This window comes from Streptomyces sp. NPDC093600, assembly GCF_044764755.1.
Lineage (GTDB): Bacteria > Actinomycetota > Actinomycetes > Streptomycetales > Streptomycetaceae > Streptomyces.
Genome location: NZ_JBIWIU010000005.1, coordinates 324,732 through 344,799 on the forward strand (window position 1 = coordinate 324,732; position 20,068 = coordinate 344,799).

The following is a 20,068-nucleotide window of genomic DNA, read 5'->3' on the forward strand; positions in this document are numbered from 1 at the left end:
GGACGGCGGACAACCCGTACGGCACCCGGCGCGTCCCTGTCCGCGACGGCCCGAGGGGGGATCGCATGACCACCGACGCCACGCTCGAAGGTGCTCGGCCGCACGCCGTCGTCGTCGGCGGCGGCCTCGCCGGGATCACGAGCGCGCTGCGCCTGGCGGGCGCCGGAGTCCGCGTCACCCTGCTCGAAGGACGGCCGCGGCTCGGCGGGCTGGCGTTCTCCTTCCGGCGCGGCGACCTCACCGTCGACAACGGCCAGCACGTCTACCTGCGCTGCTGCACCGCCTACCGCTGGTTCCTCGACCGGATCGACGGCGCGCACCTGGCGCCCCTGCAGAAGCGCCTGGACGTGCCCGTCCTCGACGTCGCCCACCCCCGCGGCCCCCGCCTCGGGCGGCTGCGCCGCACCGCCCTTCCCGTACCCCTCCACCTCGCCCGGAGCCTGGCCGGCTATCCGCACCTCTCCCTCGCGGAGCGGGCGAGCGTGGGACGCGCGGCGCTCGCGCTGAAGCGGCTCGACCCCGCCGACCCGGCGCTCGACGGCATCGACTTCGGCACCTGGCTCGGCCGGCACGGCCAGTCGCCGCGCGCCATCGAGGCCCTGTGGGACCTGGTCGGCGTCGCCACGCTCAACGCCACCGCGTCCCACGCCTCCATGGGCCTGGCCGCGATGGTGTTCAAGACCGGTCTGCTCTCCGAGCCGGGCGCCGCCGACATCGGCTGGGCCCATGTGCCGCTCGGCGACCTGCACGACACTCTGGCCCGCAAGGCCCTCGACTCCCTCGGGGTCCGCACCGAACCGCGGACCAAGGCCGAGCGGATCACCCGCACCGACGACGGGCGCTGGGCGGTCTCGGTGCCGGGGGAGACGATCGAGGCGGACTGCGTCGTGCTCGCCGTACCGCAGCGCGAGACCCGCGAGCTCCTCCCCGACGGGGCCCTCGACGACCCCGACCGGCTCCTCGACATCGGCACCGCCCCCATCCTCAACCTGCATGTCGTCTACGACCGCAAGGTGCTCCGGCAGCCGTTCTTCACCGCCCTCGGCTCCCCCGTCCAGTGGGTCTTCGACCGCACCGAATCCTCCGGTCTCACGGGTGGCGGGCAGTACCTCGCCGTCTCCCAGTCCGCCGCCCACGACGACATCGACGAGCCCGTCGCCGTCCTGCGCGAGCGTTACCTCCCGGAGCTGGAGCGGCTGCTGCCCGCCGCGCGCGGCGCCGGGATCCGGGACTTCTTCGTGACCAGGGAGCGGACCGCGACGTTCGCCCCGGCCCCTGGCGTCGGCCGGCTCCGCCCCGGCGCCCGCACCCACGCCCCCGGCCTGTACCTGGCCGGCGCGTGGACCGCCACTGGTTGGCCCGCGACCATGGAGGGTGCCGTCCGCAGTGGTTTCAGCGCCGCGGGCGCCGCGCTCTCGGCCCTCGGCCGCCACCATGAACATCCGCTGCAGGAGGCGGTATGAGTGTGAGTACTGGAACAAGAGGAGAGACCGTGCCGACTGTGCCCCCGGTGAAACCGGCCGTCGACACCGCGGACGTGACCGCTCTGCTGGAGCGGGGGCGGACCCTGTCCACCCCCGTACTGCGGGCGGCCGTCGACCGGCTCGCACCGCCCATGGACACGGTGGCCGCCTACCACTTCGGCTGGATCGACGCCCACGGCAACCCCGCCGACGGCGACAGCGGGAAGGCGGTGCGCCCCGCGCTCGCGCTGATCTCCGCCGAGGCGGCCGGAGCGCCGGCCGAGGTCGGCATCCCCGGCGCCGTCGCCGTGGAGCTCGTCCACAACTTCTCGCTGCTGCACGACGACCTGATGGACGGCGACGAGCAGCGCCGCCACCGCGACACCGTCTGGAAGGTGCACGGACCCGCCCAGGCGATCCTCGTCGGCGACGCCCTGTTCGCGCTCGCCAACGAGCTGCTGCTCGAACTCGGCACCGTCGAGGCCGGCCGCGCGACCCGCCGGCTGACCACCGCCACCCGCAAGCTCATCGACGGGCAGGCCCAGGACATCTCCTACGAACACCGCGAGCGGGTCACCGTCGAGGAGTGCCTGGAGATGGAGGGCAACAAGACCGGCGCCCTGCTCGCCTGCGCCGTCTCCATCGGAGCCGTCCTCGGCGGCGCCGACGACCGCACGGCGGACAAGCTGGAGGAGTACGGCTACCACCTCGGCCTCGCCTTCCAGGCCGTCGACGACCTGCTCGGCATCTGGGGCGACCCCGAGTCGACCGGGAAGCGGACCTGGAGCGATCTGCGCCAGCGCAAGAAGTCCCTCCCGGTCGTGGCCGCCCTCGCCGCGGGCGGACCGGCCTCCGAGCGGCTCGGCGAACTCCTCGCCGCCGACGCGAAGTCCAACGAGTTCGAGTCCTTCTCGGAGGAGGAGTTCGCCACCCGCGCGGCCCTCATCGAGGAGGCCGGCGGCCGCGACTGGACCTCCCAGGAGGCCCGCCGCCAGCACGCCATCGCGATCGAGGCCCTGCACGAGGTCGACATGCCCGAGCGGGTCAGGGCGCAGCTCACCGCGCTCGCCGACTTCGTCGTCGTACGGAAGAGATGATCACCATCACCCTGATATGAGCTCGCGGTCGCCGGCCGGTGCCACCTGGCACCGGCCGACGGCAGACCCGAAGAAGCAGAAGTAGACCTACTGCACGAAGGGGAAGCCATGACAGCGACGACCGACGGAAGCGCCGGGGCCGTGGGCCCCAGCACGACCGCGGCCCATGCGACACCCGACACCGCGCCCGCGACACCCGGCCTCGACGAGGTCGCCGCCCGGGCCATGGAACGCTCCGTCGAGCATCTGCTCGGCCGCCAGGACGCCGAGGGCTGGTGGAAGGGCGACCTGGAGACCAACGTCACCATGGACGCCGAGGACCTTCTGCTGCGGCAGTTCCTCGGCATCCTGGACGCCGACACCACGCGAGCCGCCGCCCTGTACATCCGGGGCGAGCAGCGCGAGGACGGCACCTGGGCCACGTTCTACGGCGGGCCCGGCGAACTCTCCACCACCATCGAGGCGTATGTGGCGCTGCGGCTCGCCGGGGACCCGCCCGACGCCCCCCACATGGCCCGCGCCGCCGCCTGGATCCGCGACCGGGGAGGCATCGCCTCGGCCAGGGTCTTCACCCGGATCTGGCTCGCCCTGTTCGGCTGGTGGCGCTGGGAGGACCTGCCGGAGCTGCCACCCGAGCTGATCTTCCTGCCGAAGTGGTTCCCGCTCAACATCTACGACTTCGGCTGCTGGGCCCGGCAGACCATCGTGCCGCTCACCGTCGTCTCCGCCAAGCGGCCGGTACGCCCCGCCCCCTTCCCGCTGGACGAGCTGCACACCGACCCGTCCCGCCCGAACCCTCCCAAGCCCCTTGCCCCGGCGGCCAGTTGGGACGGCGTCTTCCAGCGGCTCGACAAGGCGATGCACCTCTACCACAAGGTCGCTCCCCGCCCGCTGCGCAGAGCCGCCATGAACAGCGCCGCCCGCTGGATCGTCGAGCGCCAGGAGAACGACGGCTGCTGGGGCGGCATCCAGCCGCCCGCCGTCTACTCCGTCATCGCCCTGCACCTCCTCGGCTACGACCTCCAGCACCCCGTCATGCGGGCGGGTCTGGAGTCCCTCGACCGGTTCGCCGTCCGGCGCGAGGACGGAGCCCGCATGATCGAGGCCTGCCAGTCACCGGTCTGGGACACCTGCCTCGCCACCATCGCGCTCGCCGACGCCGGCCTGCCCGCCGACCACCCGGCCCTGGTCAAGGCCGCCGACTGGATGCTCGGCGAGGAGATCGTCAGACCCGGCGACTGGGCGGTCCGCAGGCCCGGACTTCCCCCGGGCGGCTGGGCGTTCGAGTTCCACAACGACAACTACCCCGACATCGACGACACCGCCGAGGTCATCCTCGCGCTGCGCCGTGTGCGCCACCCCGACCCCGCCCGGGTCGAGTCCGCCATCGCCCGCGGCGCCCGCTGGACCCTCGGCATGCAGTCGCGCAACGGCGCGTGGGCGGCCTTCGACGCCGACAACACCAGCGCCTTTCCCAACCGGCTGCCGTTCTGCGACTTCGGCGAGGTCATCGACCCGCCGTCGGCCGATGTCACCGCCCACGTGGTGGAGATGCTGGCCTACGAAGGCAAGGCCCAGCACCCCCGTACCCGCAGGGGGATCGAGTGGCTGCTCGCCGAACAGGAGCCGAACGGAGCGTGGTTCGGACGCTGGGGCGTCAACTACGTCTACGGAACCGGCTCGGTGGTCCCCGCCCTGGTCGCCGCCGGGCTGCCCGGGTCCCACCCGGCGATCCGCCGGGCCGTCGTCTGGCTGAGGTCCGTGCAGAACGAGGACGGCGGCTGGGGCGAGGACCTGCGCTCGTACCGGGAGGAGCCCTGGATCGGTCACGGCGCCTCCACCGCCTCGCAGACGGCCTGGGCGCTGCTGGCCCTGCTCGCCGCCGGGGAGCGCGGGACCGAGGCCGTGGAGCGGGGCGTCGCGTGGCTCGCCGGGACCCAGCTCCCGGACGGCTCCTGGGACGAGCCGTACTTCACCGGCACCGGTTTTCCGTGGGACTTCTCCATCAACTACCACCTCTACCGGCAGGTGTTCCCGCTGACGGCGCTCGGCCGCTATGTGAACGGCGAGCCGGCCGTCGCCAAGGAGGGCTGATGGGCGAGGAGCCGGGGACCGCGGGCTCCCTGCCGCCGCTGCTGATCGCCTGCGCGCTGGGCATCGAGCAGTTCGCCCTGCGCAGCGGCGGCCGGGGCGGCGGCGCGTACACCGTGCTGCGTACGGGCATGGGCCCCGCCCACGCTCGTACCGCCGTCGCCCGGGCGCTCGGCGAGGCGGACCGGCGGGACGCGGCGGTCGTCGCGTCCGGCTTCTGCGCGGGCCTCGCCCCCGGCATGCACCCGGGGGACCTGATCGTCGCCGACGAGACCCGCGGCCCCGACGGCACCACCCCCTGCACCGGGACCGAGCTGCTGGTCAACGCCCTGACCCGGGCGCTGCCCGGGCGGACCGTGCACACCGGGCCGCTGACCGGCTCCGACCATGTCGTACGGGGCCATGAGCGGGCGGAGCTGCGGGCCACCGGCGCGATCGCGGTCGACATGGAGTCCGCCGCCACGCTCCGTACCGCCCTGGCCGCCGGGCCGCGCCCGGTTGCGGCCGTACGGGTGGTCGTGGACGCTCCGGAGCACGAACTGGTCCGGGTCGGCACGGTACGCGGTGGAATATCGGCTTTCCGTGTTCTTCGTGCCGTCCTTCCCGCATTCTTCGAATGGCACCGTTCTTTGCTGCTCCCCAGGAGGTGAGCGAGTTATGGCCATGCCGCTCCGTCAGTCCATCAGGGTCGGGACCTACCTCTTCGAACAGAAGCTCCGCAAGCGGGACAAGTTCCCTTTGATCGTCGAACTCGAGCCGCTGTTCGCCTGCAACCTCAAGTGCGAGGGCTGCGGAAAGATCCAGCACCCGGCGGGTGTCCTCAAGCAGCGGATGCCGGTCGCCCAGGCGGTCGGCGCGGTCCTGGAGTCCGGGGCGCCGATGGTCTCCATCGCGGGCGGCGAGCCGCTGATGCACCCTCAGATCCATGAGATCGTGCGCCAGTTGGTGGCGAAGAGGAAGTACGTCTTCCTCTGCACCAACGCCATGCTGCTGCGGAAGAAACTGGAGGACTTCACCCCCTCCCGGTACTTCGCCTTCGCGGTGCACATCGACGGGCTGCGGGAGCGGCACGACGAGTCCGTGGCCAAGGAAGGCGTCTTCGACGAGGCGGTGGCGGCCATCAAGGAGGCCAAGCGGCGCGGCTTCCGGGTCACCACCAACTCCACCTTCTTCAACACCGACACCCCGCAGACCGTCATCGAGGTGCTCAACTTCCTCAACGACGACCTCCAGGTCGACGAGATGATGATCTCGCCCGCGTACGCCTACGAGAAGGCGCCCGACCAGGAGCACTTCCTGGGTGTCGAACAGACCCGGGAGCTCTTCAGGAAGGCCTTCGCCGGCGGCAACCGCCGCCGCTGGAGGCTCAACCACTCGCCGCTCTTCCTGGACTTCCTGGAGGGCCGGGCGGACTTCCCGTGCACCGCCTGGGCGATTCCGAACTACTCCCTCTTCGGCTGGCAGCGCCCCTGCTATCTGATGAGCGACGGCTACGTCCCCACCTACCGCGAGCTGATCGAGGAGACCGACTGGGACAAGTACGGCCGCGGCAAGGACCCGCGCTGCGCCAACTGCATGGCGCACTGCGGCTACGAACCCACCGCCGTCCTCGCCACCATGGGATCGCTCAAGGAATCCCTCAGGGCGGTCCGCGAGACCGTCTCGGGCAACAACGGGTGAGCTGAGGAGTACGGGGAGCCCACGCCGCCGTCGCGCGGGCCCCCCGGCCGGCGAGGACGACAGCCGCACGGGCGGGGCCGGCGCGGCCGCCGGCCAGGCGCTGTGCGACATGCCGCCCCGGCACAGAAGGAGAACGGTCAATGAGTACGGAGTTCGACCTCGCGGCGCTGCTCGCCGCCCGTGGCGCCGAGCGCTATGAACTGCACGCCCGGCACCTCAACCACCAGCTCCCGCGCATGCTGCACACCATCGGCTTCGACAAGGTGTACGAGCGGGCCGAGGGCGCCCACTTCTGGGACGCCGAGGGCGGCGACTACCTCGACATGCTCGCCGGCTTCGGCGTCATGGGTCTGGGCCGGCACCACCCCGTCGTCCGCAAGGCCCTCCACGACGTCCTGGACGCCTCGCTCGCCGACCTCACCCGCTTCGACTGCCAGCCCCTGCCCGGACTGCTCGCCGAGAAGCTGCTCACCCACAGCCCGCACCTTGACCGGGTTTTCTTCGGCAACAGCGGTACGGAGGCGGTGGAGACGGCGCTGAAGTTCGCCCGGTACGCCACCGGCCGACCGAGGGTCCTCTACTGCTCCCACGCCTTCCACGGGCTGACCACCGGCTCCCTGTCGGTCAACGGGGAGGACGGCTTCCGTGACGGCTTCGCCCCGCTGCTTCCCGACACCGCGATCGAGCTCGGTGACCTCGACGCGCTGGAGCGGGAGCTGCGCAGGGGCGATGTGGCCGCCTTCGTCGTCGAGCCCATCCAGGGCAAGGGGGTGCACGAGGCCCCGCCCGGTTTCCTGCGCGCCGCCCAGGAGCTGCTGCACGAGCACGGTGCCCTGCTGATCGCCGACGAGGTGCAGACGGGGCTCGGCAGGACCGGCGACTTCTACGCGTACCAGCACGAGGAGGGGGTCGAGCCGGACCTGCTCTGTGTCGCCAAGGCGCTCTCCGGCGGGTATGTGCCCGTGGGCGCGACCCTCGGCAAGGACTGGATCTTCAAGAAGGTCTACTCCTCCATGGACCGGGTCCTCGTCCACTCCGCCAGCTTCGGCTCGAACGCACAGGCCATGGCGGCCGGCCTCGCCGTGCTCTCGGTGATGGAGTCCGAGGGGACGGTGGCCAACGCCCGCCGGATGGGGGAGCTGCTCTCCTCGCGGCTGAGGGAGCTCGTACCGCGCTACGAGCTGCTGCACGAGATCCGGGGGCGGGGGCTGATGATCGGGATCGAGTTCGGCCGCCCCTCGTCGCTCGGGCTGCGCGGCCGCTGGACGATGCTGCAGGCCGCCCGCAAGGGCCTCTTCGCCCAGATGGTCGTGGTGCCGCTGCTTCAGCGGCACCGGATCCTGACCCAGGTGTCGGGGGACCGACTGGAGGTGATCAAGCTGATTCCACCGCTGATCATCGACGAGGCGGATGTGGACCGGTTCGTGACCGCGTTCACGGCGGTGATGGACGACGCGCACGGCGGGGGCGGGCTGATGTGGGACTTCGGGAAGACGCTGGTCAAGCAGGCGGTCGCCCAGCGCTGACGACGCGGTCTGGGCCCCTTTTGCCTCTGAGGCAAGCAATTTGCCCCAGAGGAAACATCCTGGGTCCAATAGAGGCCTCCCCGGGGAGCCGTCCCCGGACACCGCCGCGCCGGATCACCCGGCGCTCGACGCCCCGGACCCCGCCGCGCCGGACGCGCTTTCCGACGTCGCGCCGCAGCTGCGCGGGCTGCGGCGGCGGCGCGGGCTCACCCTGGAGGCCGCCGCCCGGCGGGCCGGTCTGTCCCCGGCCCACCTCTCCCGGCTGGAGACGGGCCGCCGCCAGCCGTCGCTGCCGATGCTGCTCGCCCTCGCCCGCATCTACGGTACGACCGTCTCGGAGCTCCTCGGCGAGATGCCCCCCGAGCGCGACCCGATCGTCCGCGCGGGCCGGGCCGAGCCCGTCGAGGCCGACGGCTGGGTCTACCACCAGGCCGGCGGACCCGGACGCGCCCTGCAGGCGCTCCGCGTCCACGTGCCGTACGCCACCCACGCCGACATCGTGCGCGTCCACCCCGGCGAGGAGTGGCTCCACGTCCTGGACGGCCGGGTGCGGCTCGCCCTCGGTGACGCCGTGCACGTCCTCGACCCGGGGGACAGCGCGCACTTCGACTCGCTCACCCCGCACCGCATCGGCGCCGCCACCCGAGGCGGGGCCGACCTGCTCTTCGTCCACACGCTGATGCAGAGCCCCGCCGCCGAGCTGTGTCTCGGCGCGGGAAGCCCGCACGCACGCTGAGCCCATCGAAAGGGGCTGAAATGTCCGACAAATCCGGTGAGATCACCGGTGAGGAGCGCGGGGGCGGCAGGTTTCCCAAGGGGCTGGTCCTCCGCCTCTTCGCCTACCTGGTCGCCGGGCACCTCTTCGCCGGCTTCCTCTATCTGCTCTTCGTGCTCGGCGGACAGAACCAGTAGCCGCGCCGATCGGCCGGGCTACGCCTCGCTGACGAGGCGCTCGCGCAGCCGCTCACGGGTCTCGGGGGCGAGCCCGAGGCCCTGCGTGAGGTAGTTCTCGGCCGTGCCCCAGGTCTGCTCCATCGTCTCGAACGCGGCCCGGAGGTACTCCACGCGCGCGTCGAAGAGCGGGCCGAGCAGCTCCATCACCTCCGGCGCCATGGCGTCCGCGTCGGTGGCGCTGCGGCGGATCTTGTAGCGGCGGTGGGGGTCGTTCGACTTGATGTAGTCCGCCTCGATCGCCTCGCGCTCGACGCCCACCGCGAGCAGCGAGATCGCTATGGACAGACCCGCGCGGTCCTTGCCGGCCGCGCAGTGCATCAGGGCGGGAACGCTGTCCTCGGCCATCGCGTGCAGGACGCGGCTGTGCTCCGCCGTACGCTCGACGATCATCTTGCGGTACGACTCGGCCATGCGGTCGGCCGCCTTGCCGTCGCCGAGCGCGCCGCGCAGCTGCTCCAGGTTGCCCCCGCTGACCAGCTTCCAGAACTCCTTGCCGTCGGCCGGGTCATTGAGCGGAATGTTCACATTTCGTACACCCGGCAGCTCGATGTCCGCGCCCTCCACCTTCCGGTCCGCCGCGTTGCGGAAGTCGAAGACGGTGTGCAGCCCGAGGGTGGACAGGAAGGCCGCGTCCTCCTCCGTGGCGTGCGCGAGGTGGCCGCTGCGGAAGAGGCGCCCGAACCGCACCGACCCGCCGTCCACGGTCGGCAGGCCGCCCACGTCCCTGAAGTTTCGGACCCCGGTCAGCTCGGGTTCGGTCGACGGGACCTGCGGCAGCTGCTGCGTCACGAGTGCTCCTGAGTGTTGGCGGACTTCGACGATACGAGATCGGTTCCTGGGGCAATCATTCCGGGTGGCGGCCCGCTCGCACACCCCTGAGGCGGTAACGAGCGTTCTGTCCGAATTGGGGCGTTAGGGATAACGCGCCCTGATTGCTGGGGAGATGGGTTCCGGGGCGTGAGCAGCGTCATAACCGTGACGGACCGTGCCTGATCGTCTTCCGCAATAGCCCTGGCAGAAAAGGGAATCGAGGCTCCGTCATCGCGGAGGGTGACCGGAATTCCGGTTGAATTTCACGGCGGGGAATGCGAGATGAATGCGACGGCTTGTTCACGCCGACCCCGCTCGTCTACGGTCACCGTCAATCCGGTCGGACCGCCGAATCCTGCCACCGTCCGGAATCCGCACCCACCCACGTATGGCAGGAGCGGGGGACCCAGGTAGTACGCCGAACCGGCTCGTGCCGGCCCGGCTCGGGGTGAAGCCGCGTGAGAACGCGGCCGGACATCTCCAGTCCGAACCCGACAGCTCACCTCGCAGGCGACGGAGAGGAATTCGCCATGCCCGCGAAGGGTAAGCACCGCCGTCCCAAGGTCAATCCGATCACGCGCGGATTCGTCGCCGCCGGCACGGGTGGCGCCGTCGTCGCCCTGCCGCTCCTCGGCGCGACCGGAGCCCACGCCGCCGAGAAGTCCGCTCCCGCCGTGATGCCCGAGCAGGCCGTCGCCGCCGCCGCGAAGGCCCCGGCCGCCGCGCCCGCCGCCGCCAAGGCCAAGCCGAAGACGTACTCCGTCGTCGCCGGCGACTATCTGTCCAAGATCGCCGCCGAGCACCACCTGGCCGGCGGCTGGAAGAAGCTGTACGAGGACAACCGCCAGGTCGTCGGCGAGAACCCCTCGCTGATCTTCCCCGGGATGAAGCTCACCCTCGGCGCCAAGTCCACGGCCAAGGCGCCCGCGCCCAAGGCCGAGGCTCCGAAGGCCGCGCCCAAGGCCGCCACCCCCAAGGCGAAGGCGGCTCCGAAGGCCGGGAAGTCCACCTCCGAGTCGGCGGAGTCGCGCAGTTCCCGCAGCAGCGAGCGCGCCGCCGTGGAGTCGAAGCCGGCGTCGCAGCCCTCCTCCGGCTGGGTCGCCCCGGTGAGCGGCGGCGTCTCCACGCCGTACCGCGCCTCCGGTTCGATGTGGTCCTCCGGCTACCACACCGGTGTCGACTTCATGGCCTCCTCCGGCACCTCCGTCAAGGCCGTCGGCGCGGGCACCGTGTACTCCGCCGGCTGGAGCGGTTCGTACGGCAACGAGGTCGTCATCCAGCACGCGGACGGCACCTACTCGCAGTACGCGCACCTCTCCTCCCTCTCCGTCTCCGCCGGCCAGTCCGTCAACGGCGGCGACCAGATCGGCCTGTCCGGTTCCACCGGCAACTCCAGCGGTCCGCACCTGCACTTCGAGATCCGCACCGGCCCGAGCTACGGCTCGGACATCGACCCGCTGGCGTACCTGCGCCAGAAGGGCGTCGGCATCTGACGCGTCGTCGCCCGACGCGCGATCGGCACGCATCCCGGGCCCGGCACCTTCGTGCCGGGCCCTCGGTGTATTCCGGCTTGGTGCAATCTTGACCGGTGGTGTATCTCACCTATCGTCAACCCCTCCTTACGGTCGCGTAGGTCACACCCATAAGGGAAAGATGTGCTCCCGTGGCAGACGATTCGAGATCAAGAGACATGGACGTATTCGGGTCGTACGCGGCGATCGGTGACAGCTTCACCGAGGGCGTCGGAGATCCCGGACCCGACGGGACGTATGTGGGATGGGCGGACCGTTTCGCGGTGCTGCTCGCCGACCGGCTGCCGGAGCACGACGCGTTCCGTTACGCCAATCTGGCCGTACGCGGCCGCCTCCTCGACCAGATCGTGGAGGAGCAGGTCCCCCGCGCCAAGGAACTCGCCCCCGACCTGGTGACCTTCTGCGCGGGCGGCAACGACATCATCCGCCCCGGCAGCGACCCGGACGACGTCGCCGAGCGCTTCGAGCGCGCCGTCGCCGACCTCACCTCCGCCGTTGGCACGGTCATGGTCACGACCGGCTTCGACACCCGGGACGTGCCCGTGCTGCGCCATCTGCGCGGCAAGATCGCCACCTACACGGCCCATGTCCGGTCCATCGCCGACCGTTACGGCTGCCCGGTCCTGGACCTCTGGTCGCTCAAGTCCGTCCAGGACAGGCGTGCTTGGGACGGCGACCGGCTGCATCTGTCGCCCGAGGGGCACACCCGGGTCGCGCTGCGCGCCGCCCAGGTCCTCGGCATCCCGGTACCGGCCGACCCGGACCAGCCGTGGCCGCCGCTGCCCCCGCGCGGACCGCTGGAGGTGCGCCGCGACGACATCCTCTGGGCCAGGGAGTACCTGGTGCCCTGGATCGGCCGCCGGCTGCGGGGCGAGAGCTCGGGCGACCGCGTGGCGGCCAAGCGCCCGGACCTCCTGCCGCTGTAGGCGCGGCCGCCACGGCGGTCTACGAGCCGCGCTCGGTCCCCGTGCCGGCGCCGGACAGGCCCAGCTCCCGGTCCAGCGCCGCATCGGCCCACTCCAGCATGGCGGCGCGCGAGAGCGATCCGGCGTACGAGGTCATCTGCACGGCCAGCCCGTCCAGGAAGGCGGTAAGGCGCCAGGCTGCGGCCGCCGGGTCCTGGCAGGGGAACTCGCCGGCCGCCGCGCCCTCGGCGATCACCTCGGCCAGCGCCGCCTTCCACTGCTGATCGAGGGCGCCGGCGACCTCCCGCAGGGCCGGTTCGCGCAGACTGGCCGACCAGCCCTCGATCCACAGCCGCCAGCCCTTGGCCTGCCCGGTGGGCGCGTACCAGCGGACCGCCGACCGCAACCGGCGCAGCGCCGTCGCGCGCCGTCCGAGCAGCGACCGCAGATGGACGAGGTCGCTCTCGGCGGCGTAGGCGAAGGCCGCCGCGACGAGCTTCTCCTTGGTCGAGAAGTGGTAGAGCACCAGGGCGTTGCTGACGCCGAGCGCCGAGGCGACGTCGGCGATCCGTACGGCAGCGACGCCCCGGGCCTCGATCTGCGCGACAGTGGCCCGCAGCAACTCCTCGCGCCGCTCCGCCACGTTCAAGCGCACTCTCGCCACGCCGCTCAGCCTACACAGCACATGACGCGGGCATGATCATTTTTCGGGTGCCGGGTGTGGCGCGTGGATCGGCGGGCTACTGAACAGTCGTTCAGTATCGCGCTCGCGACCCGGCCACGGCGGCCGGCGACGAGAGCCGGCGCCCGCCCATGACGGTCGGCGGCCGCACATAATGGAACGACCCCCGACCTCAGGAGGCCCTGTGACCGGCACCGGCCCCGACCATCCGCTGCGGTCCCGGCTGCGCGCCCTGCGGCCCGCCGCCTTCGGCGCCGACCCGGCGGGCGAGCGCATGGAGCGCATCCGCCGCTCGCCGAACTTCGCGGACGGGGTCTTCCAGAACCCCGTGCCGGCCCGGCACGGCCCCTCCGGCTCCATGCTCGAGCTCGCCAAGGTCTACTTCCAGAAGGAGGCGCGGGCGCGCCGGGCCCCCGCCGGCACGATCCCCCTCCACACCGGCACCCCGGACCACCTCGCCGAGCCGCCGGCCTCCGGACTGCGGCTCACCTGGATGGGGCACTCCAGCGTCCTCGCCGAGATCGACGGCCACCGGGTGCTCTTCGACCCGGTCTGGGGCGACCGCTGCTCGCCCTTCGCCTTCGCCGGCCCCCGGCGTCTGCACCCCGTCCCGGTGCCGCTCGCCGAGCTGGGCCCCGTCGACGTGGTCGTGATCTCCCACGACCACTACGACCACCTCGACCTGCCCACGATCAAGGCCCTGGCCTCGACGGACACCCTCTTCGCCGTGCCGCTGGGCGTGGGCGCCCATCTGGAGCGCTGGGGCGTGCCCGCTTCCCGGCTGCGCGAGCTGGACTGGAACGAGACGGCGGAGATCGGCGCCCTGCGGCTCACCGCGACCCCCGCCCGCCACTTCTGCGGCCGCGGCCTGCGCAACCAGCAGCACACCCTGTGGGCGTCCTGGGTCGTCGCCGGGCCCACGCACCGGATCTACCACAGCGGAGACACGGGCTACTTCCCCGGCTTCCAGGAGATCGGCGCCGCTCACGGCCCCTTCGACGCCACCATGATCCAGATCGGCGCGTACTCGGCGTACTGGCCCGAGAACCACACGGACCTCACACCGCTGCCGGGAGCCTGGCCGGACATCCACATGTCGCCCGCTCAGGGGGTCCAAGCCCACCTCGACCTGCAAGGAGGCCGCCCGGGCGGCGTCCTGCTCCCGATCCACTGGGGCACCTTCAACCTGGCACCCCACCCGTGGGCGGAGCCGGGGGAGTGGACGAAGGACGCCGCCGAGGAGGCCGGACAGGCCGTCGCGTTCCCCCGCCCCGGCCAGCCCTTCGAGCCCGCGGGCAAGCTGCCCTCGGCGCCCTGGTGGCGGGCGGTGGCCCACCCCATCGCCACCCCGTGGCGCCCGCCCCGGCAGGTGCGGGTCTCCACCGAGGGCCGCACGGACGATCTCGATCTCGCGGGCGATCGCTGACGGCGGGTCGGAACGGCCTCGGCCGGACCGTGCTCGCCGGCTCGTCGACCATGGGACGAGCGGGGGAGCCCGACGCCTCATGTGCGCCCTCGCGGGGAGCCCCGTCGTACACGCTATGCTGCAAACCGCCCCGCGGGGGAAGCCGGTCGAATTCCGGCGCTGACCCGCAACGGTGGACGGAACCGCGTTACGCGGCTCCGTAAGCCCGATTACCCGCGGTGGTGAAGGCTCCTGTCAATTCGCCGTGGACTGCGAGAGGGTGCTGCGCAGGGCGCCCGGCGTCCCGGGCCGCTCCTTGCTCACGTGGGTGCACGGCTTGAGGCGAAGGCGATCAGCCCGTGGCCACACCCCTGCAAGCCGAACCGGCCGCGCCACCGCACACGGCGCGCAACGGCGTCGGCCCCGCACCCCCCAAGCGCGTATCACCGCCCCTTCTCGTCGCCGTCCTGTGCACCGCGCTCCTGCTCTCCCTCCTCTGCGGAGCCGGGATGGGGGCGTCGGGCCTGTCCTGGGGCGAGGTGCTGCGCTTTCTGTGGGCCGGGCTGACGGGCGGATCCATAGCGCACGACGACGTCGCGGCTTACACGATCGTGTGGGAACTGCGCTTTCCGCGCGCCGTGCTGGCCGCGGTCGTCGGAGCGGGCCTCTCGGCCATCGGCGTCGCCGTGCAGGCCATGGTCCGCAACGCCCTCGCCGACCCGTTCGTCCTGGGCATCTCCTCCGGCGCGGCCGTCGGCGCCAATGCCGTCCTCCTCTTCGGAGCCTTCGGCGCTCTCGGCCTCTGGGCCCTGTCCACGGCCGCCTTCCTCTCCGCGCTCCTCGCCATGGCCCTGGTGTACGCGATCGCCCGCACCGCCGACGGCCTGACCCCGCTGCGGCTCGTCCTGACGGGCACAGCGATGTACTACGGCTTCTCCGCCGTCACCACGTTCATGGTGTTCGCGGCCGAACGCGGCGAGGCGGCCCGCTCCGCGATGATGTGGCTGCTCGGCAGCCTCGGCGGAGCCAGCTGGGCCTCCGTGCCGATCGCCGCGGGAGCCGTGCTCGCCGGCCTCACCCACCTCACGGTGTCGGCGCGCCGCCTGAACGCGCTGGCGATGGGTGACGAGACCGCGGCCGCCCTCGGGGTGGACGCGGGGAGGCTGCGCAAGGAACTGTTCCTGGTCTGCGCCGCCGTCACGGGTGCCGTGGTCGCGGTGAGCGGCGCGATCGGTTTCGTCGGCCTCATGGTCCCGCACGCCGCACGGATGCTGGTCGGCGCGGACCACCGCCGGCTGCTGGCCGTCGCCCCCCTCGCCGGCGCCGTCCTGCTGATCTGGGTGGACATCCTGTCCCGTGTGGTGCTCGCGCCCGTCGAGCTGCCGGTGGGCGTGCTGACCGCCGTCATCGGCGTCCCGTGCTTCGTCCTGCTGATGCGCCGCCGCTCCTACACCTTCGGAGGCGCGTGATGCGGATCGACATCGACGCACTCACGGTCGAGGTCACCGGCGCGAAGCTGGTGCGCGAGGCCACGCTCCGCGCGGACAGCGGGCAGGTCGTCGGGCTCGTCGGGCCCAACGGCAGCGGGAAGTCCACCCTGTTGCGCTGCGTCTACCGAGCCCTGCGCCCCTCGGCGGGGATGGTCCGCCTCGGCGGTGAGGACCTGCACTCGCTGAGCGCGCGCGAAGGCGCCCGCCGGCTGGCCGCCCTGCCCCAAGAGGCGGTCACCGAGTTCGACTTCACGGTCGCCGAGGTCGTGGCTATGGGACGGCTGCCCCACCAGCGATCCGTGGCCCGGACCACCGACGAGGACCGGAAGGCGTGCGAGGCCGCGCTGGTACGGGTCGGCGCCGGCCACCTCGCCGACCGCGGCTTCCTCACCCTCTCCGGCGGCGAGAAGCAACGGGTCCTGATCGCCCGCGCGCTCGCGCAGCAGCCGCGCGTCCTGGTCCTCGACGAGCCGACCAACCACCTCGACATCGCCCAGCAGTTGGAAGTCCTGGCCCTCGTGCGCGGCTGGGGGTCCCCCCGGACGGAGTCTGGGGGAGGGCTGACCGTGCTCACCGCCCTGCACGACCTCAACCTCGCCGCGCTCCACTGCGACCTGCTCTACGTCATCGACAGCGGCCGGATCGTCACCTCCGGCGCCCCGCACGACGTACTGACGCCCGACCTGCTCGCCGAGGTCTTCGGCGTACGGGCGCACCGGGTGCCGCATCCGGAGTCCGGCGCCGTGCAGCTGCTCTTCGACCGTCTCCCGCCCACTCAGCCCGCTTCCTGAGGAGTCATCGCCACCATGCCGAACCTCGTACGCCCCGCCGTACTCGCCCTCGCCGCCGCCCTGGTGCTCACCGGTTGCGGCGCGCAGGTCACCCCGGAGAGCGAGGAGGGGGGCGGTGCCAAGGCACGCGGCGGCCACTATCCGGTCACCGTCGAGAACTGCGGCCAGAAGAAGAGCTACGACAAGGCGCCCCAGCGCGTGGTCACCAATGACGTCGGCATCACCGAGATCATGTTCGCGCTCGGGCTAGAGAACCGCATGGCGGGCTATGTGATGCCCGACGACAGGGGCGACCTCTCCTCCGTTCCCTGGAAGGACGCGTACCAGAAGACGAAGTGGCTCTCGAAGAAGACGATCAACAAGGAGCTGGTCCTCGACGCCCGCGCCGATCTGGTCTTCGCGGGCTGGAACTACGGCTTCAACGAGGGGGAGGGCTTCAGCCCCACCGAGCTGGCGCGGGTGGGCATCGACTCGTATCTGCTGAGCGAATCGTGCCGCAACGGGCAGGGAAAGGCGCGCGGGGTGATGCCGCCGCTCGAAGCGCTCTACACCGACCTGCGGAACCTGGGAAAGATCTTCGACGTCGAGGACCGTGCGGAGGCCCTCGTCGCGGACTTCCGTAAGCAGGTGGCCGAAGCGCAGGCGAAGGCCCCGAAGGGCGCCGACCGGCCGCGCGTCTTCCTCTACGACGACGGGCGGGACAAGCCGCTGACCTCGGGCCTGTACGCCGGGCCGCACGACATCATCACCAAGGCGGGGGGCGACCACGTCATGAAGGACCTCAAGGACAGCTGGGCGACGGTCGGCTGGGAGACCGTGGTGGAGCGTGACCCCGAGGTGATCGTGATCAACGATTACGGTGACACCAGCGCGGAGCAGAAGCGGAAGTTCCTCATGTCCTACCCGCCGCTCGCCGGCGTCTCGGCCGTCAAGAACCACCGGATCGTCGTCCTCGACTACGCGGAGCTGGTGGAGAGCCCCCGCAATCCCGCCGCCATCGCCTCGCTCGCCGCCGACCTGAGGAAATTCGCTTCCTGACCTGACCCCTGCGTGGCGGCACGGACCGGGGACCGGGCTGCCGGGATCCGGACCCCGTCCTTTACCGTGGGTGTAGAACCCGGAACGAGTAGAGGAGCCACAGGCCCGCGATGGAGCCTCCCAGTACCAGCCGTGCCATGGCCCGCCCACCGATCTTCGACGTGGCGGCGGGGGTGGCACGGTGACCGAGCTCCTTCTCCTGCTTCTGGCTGTCGCGCTGACGCTCGCCTGCGCGGTCTTCGTCGCGGCCGAGTTCTCCCTCACGACCGTCGAACGCGGTGAGCTGGAGCGCGCCGTCGAGGCGGAGGAGCGCGGCGCGGAAGGCGCCCTGCGGGCGGTCCGGCGCCTGACGCTCCAGCTCTCCGGAGCCCAGCTGGGCATCACCGTCACCTCGCTCGTGATCGGCATGCTCGCCGAGCCCTCCCTGGCGGCCCTGCTGCGTGGCCCGCTGCGTGCCGTCGGGCTCGGCGGGGCCGCCCCGTCCGTCGCCACCTTTCTCGGTGTGGCGGTCTCGACCGTGGTCCTGATGGTCGTCGGCGAGCTGGTGCCGAAGAACTGGGCGATCTCCCGTCCCCTCGCGGTCGCGAAGGTCGTGGCCGGACCGCAACGGGCGTTCACCGCCGCGTTCGGGCCGTTCATCCGGCACCTCAACCACACCGCGAACCGGTTCGTGCGCCGCCTCGGCCTGGAGCCCGCCGAGGAGCTGGCCTCCGTCCGCACCCCCGCCGAGCTTGCCTCCCTGGCCCGCCACTCGGCCGCCGAAGGCGCCATCGACGCCGACTCCGTCGAGCTGTTCGTACGGACACTCCACCTGAGCGAGCTGACGGCGGAGAACGTCATGACCCCGCGTGTCGAGGTCCGCGCCCTGGAGGCCAGAGCCACGGCCGCCGACGCGGCCAACCTCACGTACGCCACCGGCCTGTCCCGCTTCCCCGTCTACCGGGTGAACCTGGACGACGTGATCGGCACCGTCCACATCCGCGACGTCCTCGCGCTCGAGCCGGCCGCACGGGCGGGTACGCCCATCACCCAGCTGGTGACCGAGCCGCTGCTCGTGCCCGAGACGCTCACCGCCGACCGCCTGCTGGAGCGGATGCGGGCTCACCGGACGATGGCGGTCGTGATCGACGAGTACGGCGGCATGGCCGGCGTGGCGACGGTCGAGGACATCGTCGAGGAGGTCGTCGGCGAGGTCCGCGACGAGCACGACCCCGTCGAGGCGCCGGACCTGCTGCCCGCGCCCTTCACGGAGGACGGCCGGGCCGGCTGGGAGGCCGGCGGAGGCGTCCGTATCGACGAGCTGGCCCGGATAGGACTGCGGGTACCGGAAGGACCGTACGAGACCGTCGCGGGGCTGATCGCCACGCGCCTCGGCCGTATCCCCGAGGCGGGTGACGCGGTCGATCTGGTCGGATGGCGGCTGGAGGTGCTGGACGTCGAGCACCACCGTGCCGACCGGGTCCACATCACCGAAGCCGCCGGTCTCCCGCCGCGGAAGCACCCCCACGGAGCGGCCCGATGACCGTCGTCCAGCTCGCCATCGGCTTCCTCACCCTCCTGACGAACGCGTTCTTCGTCGGGGCCGAGTTCTCCCTGATCTCCGTACGGCGCAGCCAGATCGAGCCGTACGCCCACGACGGCCACCAGCGCGCCCGCATGACCCTGTGGGGCCTGGAGCACATCTCGACGGTGATGGCGACGGCCCAGCTCGGCATCACCGCCTCCTCGCTCGTCCTCGGAGCGGTCGCCGAACCGGCCATCGCCCACCTCGTGGAGCCCGCCTTCGAGGCGGCGCACGTGCCCGGCGGCCTGGTCCACCCGGTCGCGTTCGTCATCGCGCTCACCCTGGCGACGTACGCGCACATGCTGATCGGCGAGATGGTCCCGAAGAACATCGCCCTGGCCGCCCCGGTGCGGACCGCGCTGCTGCTCGGACCGCCGATCGTCGCCCTGACCCGGACCCTCAGGCCCGTCGTGTTCGGCATCAACGCCTCCGCCAACGCCCTGCTGCGGCTGCTGCGGGTCGACCCGAAGGACGCGGTCGCCTCCGTGTTCACCGACGACGACCTCGCCCGGATGATCCAGGACACCAGCGAGGCCGGGCTGCTCTCGCCCACCGACGGGCAGCGGCTGCGCGACGCCCTGGAGCTGGGGACCCGGCCGGTCGGCGAGATCCTCGTACCGACCGCCAGGATGGTCACGGTCGACCATCGCATCACCCCCGCCGAGCTGGAACGAGCCGCGGCCCGCGCGGGCTACTCCCGCTTCCCCGTCATCGGCCCGACCGGAGCCGTCCTCGGCTATCTGCACATCAAGGACACCCTCGGCGCCGTCGACCGCGACAGGCCGTTCCCCCGCGCCGCGCTGCACGCGGTCACCCGCGTCCGTATCGACACACCGCTGGACGACACCCTCACGGCGCTGCGGGCCGCCGGCAGCCACCTCGCCGCGGTCACGGGCGAGACGGGCGCCGTCCTCGGCTACGTGACGATGGAGGACGTCCTGGAGGAGCTCGTGGGACCCGCCGCCGTGTGAAGCCCTCCCGGCCCGCCGGCACCCCGATACTCAGTTCTCACCCCCTTCTCACTTCTCACCCTCTTCTCA

18 protein-coding genes and 2 riboswitches are annotated in these 20,068 nt (G+C 71.9%); of the genes, 16 read left to right on the plus strand and 2 right to left on the minus strand.

Annotated features, from left to right (window positions below; all coding sequences use genetic code 11):
- Positions 1-65: 65 nt before the first annotated feature.
- From hpnE to ACIRB4_RS16280, 8 genes are all read left to right on the plus strand, one after another.
- Positions 66-1,463, plus strand: a complete 1,398-nt coding sequence (gene hpnE, locus ACIRB4_RS16245; protein ID WP_403291713.1) for a hydroxysqualene dehydroxylase HpnE — start codon at positions 66-68, stop codon at positions 1,461-1,463.
- Positions 1,460-2,560, plus strand: coding sequence for a polyprenyl synthetase family protein (locus ACIRB4_RS16250; RefSeq protein WP_403291715.1), 1,101 nt, complete (start codon positions 1,460-1,462; stop codon positions 2,558-2,560). Before hpnE ends, ACIRB4_RS16250 begins: the two co-directional genes overlap by 4 nt.
- Positions 2,561-2,668: 108 nt before the next feature.
- Positions 2,669-4,654, plus strand: coding sequence for a squalene--hopene cyclase (gene shc, locus ACIRB4_RS16255; RefSeq protein WP_403291717.1), 1,986 nt, complete (start codon positions 2,669-2,671; stop codon positions 4,652-4,654).
- Positions 4,654-5,301 carry a 1-hydroxy-2-methyl-2-butenyl 4-diphosphate reductase gene (locus ACIRB4_RS16260; protein WP_403291719.1) on the plus strand — a complete coding sequence of 216 codons (648 nt, stop codon included), beginning with the start codon at positions 4,654-4,656 and terminating at the stop codon, positions 5,299-5,301. The genes shc and ACIRB4_RS16260 overlap by 1 nt, the downstream gene beginning before the upstream one ends.
- 7 nt (positions 5,302-5,308) lie before the next feature.
- Positions 5,309-6,331, plus strand: coding sequence for an adenosyl-hopene transferase HpnH (hpnH, locus tag ACIRB4_RS16265; RefSeq protein WP_403291721.1), 1,023 nt, complete (start codon positions 5,309-5,311; stop codon positions 6,329-6,331).
- Positions 6,332-6,471: 140 nt separating this feature from the next.
- On the plus strand, positions 6,472-7,857 hold the full coding sequence (locus ACIRB4_RS16270) for an aspartate aminotransferase family protein (protein ID WP_403291723.1): 1,386 nt from the start codon (positions 6,472-6,474) through the stop codon (positions 7,855-7,857).
- Between the two features lie 178 nt (positions 7,858-8,035).
- Positions 8,036-8,593 carry a helix-turn-helix domain-containing protein gene (locus tag ACIRB4_RS16275; protein ID WP_403291865.1) on the plus strand — a complete coding sequence of 186 codons (558 nt, stop codon included), beginning with the start codon at positions 8,036-8,038 and terminating at the stop codon, positions 8,591-8,593.
- A gap of 20 nt (positions 8,594-8,613) precedes the next feature.
- Positions 8,614-8,769 (plus strand): DUF6126 family protein, encoded by a 156-nt coding sequence (locus ACIRB4_RS16280; protein WP_403291725.1) that lies wholly within the window; start codon positions 8,614-8,616, stop codon positions 8,767-8,769.
- Between the two features lie 18 nt (positions 8,770-8,787).
- Here ACIRB4_RS16280 and ACIRB4_RS16285 read toward each other — a convergent pair whose 3' ends face one another.
- A complete protein-coding gene (locus tag ACIRB4_RS16285; protein ID WP_403291726.1) occupies positions 8,788-9,600 on the minus strand; it encodes a tyrosine-protein phosphatase in 813 nt (270 codons plus the stop codon).
- A gap of 390 nt (positions 9,601-9,990) precedes the next feature.
- Positions 9,991-10,147, plus strand: a riboswitch (cyclic di-AMP (ydaO/yuaA leader).
- 4 nt (positions 10,148-10,151) lie between these two features.
- Between ACIRB4_RS16285 and ACIRB4_RS16290 the strand changes: the two genes are divergently transcribed.
- Entirely contained in the window at positions 10,152-11,114 is a 963-nt protein-coding gene (locus tag ACIRB4_RS16290) for a peptidoglycan DD-metalloendopeptidase family protein (protein ID WP_403291727.1), read from the plus strand.
- Between the two features lie 170 nt (positions 11,115-11,284).
- Positions 11,285-12,079, plus strand: a complete 795-nt coding sequence (locus tag ACIRB4_RS16295) for an SGNH/GDSL hydrolase family protein (RefSeq protein WP_403291728.1) — start codon at positions 11,285-11,287, stop codon at positions 12,077-12,079.
- A gap of 19 nt (positions 12,080-12,098) precedes the next feature.
- Here the strand turns inward: ACIRB4_RS16295 and ACIRB4_RS16300 are convergent, their stop codons facing one another.
- Positions 12,099-12,722 carry a TetR/AcrR family transcriptional regulator gene (locus ACIRB4_RS16300; protein ID WP_403291729.1) on the minus strand — a complete coding sequence of 208 codons (624 nt, stop codon included), beginning with the start codon at positions 12,720-12,722 and terminating at the stop codon, positions 12,099-12,101.
- 172 nt (positions 12,723-12,894) lie between these two features.
- Between ACIRB4_RS16300 and ACIRB4_RS16305 the strand changes: the two genes are divergently transcribed.
- The 6 genes from ACIRB4_RS16305 to ACIRB4_RS16330 all read left to right on the plus strand — a co-directional run bounded on the left by ACIRB4_RS16305 (position 12,895) and on the right by ACIRB4_RS16330 (position 19,999).
- Positions 12,895-14,166 carry an MBL fold metallo-hydrolase gene (locus ACIRB4_RS16305; RefSeq protein ID WP_403291731.1) on the plus strand — a complete coding sequence of 424 codons (1,272 nt, stop codon included), beginning with the start codon at positions 12,895-12,897 and terminating at the stop codon, positions 14,164-14,166.
- Between the two features lie 108 nt (positions 14,167-14,274).
- Positions 14,275-14,402: riboswitch (cobalamin riboswitch) on the plus strand.
- Between the two features lie 102 nt (positions 14,403-14,504).
- Positions 14,505-15,614 (plus strand): FecCD family ABC transporter permease, encoded by a 1,110-nt coding sequence (locus ACIRB4_RS16310; protein WP_403291732.1) that lies wholly within the window; start codon positions 14,505-14,507, stop codon positions 15,612-15,614.
- Positions 15,614-16,426: an ABC transporter ATP-binding protein gene (locus ACIRB4_RS16315; protein ID WP_403291734.1), complete on the plus strand. Its 813-nt coding sequence runs from the start codon at positions 15,614-15,616 to the stop codon at positions 16,424-16,426. Before ACIRB4_RS16310 ends, ACIRB4_RS16315 begins: the two co-directional genes overlap by 1 nt.
- Before the next feature lie 15 nt (positions 16,427-16,441).
- Positions 16,442-17,464: an ABC transporter substrate-binding protein gene (locus tag ACIRB4_RS16320; protein ID WP_403291736.1), complete on the plus strand. Its 1,023-nt coding sequence runs from the start codon at positions 16,442-16,444 to the stop codon at positions 17,462-17,464.
- 181 nt (positions 17,465-17,645) lie between these two features.
- Positions 17,646-18,986 (plus strand): hemolysin family protein, encoded by a 1,341-nt coding sequence (locus tag ACIRB4_RS16325; RefSeq protein WP_403291738.1) that lies wholly within the window; start codon positions 17,646-17,648, stop codon positions 18,984-18,986.
- Positions 18,983-19,999 carry a hemolysin family protein gene (locus ACIRB4_RS16330; RefSeq protein WP_403291740.1) on the plus strand — a complete coding sequence of 339 codons (1,017 nt, stop codon included), beginning with the start codon at positions 18,983-18,985 and terminating at the stop codon, positions 19,997-19,999. Before ACIRB4_RS16325 ends, ACIRB4_RS16330 begins: the two co-directional genes overlap by 4 nt.
- The last annotated feature ends 69 nt before the right edge of the window (positions 20,000-20,068 follow it).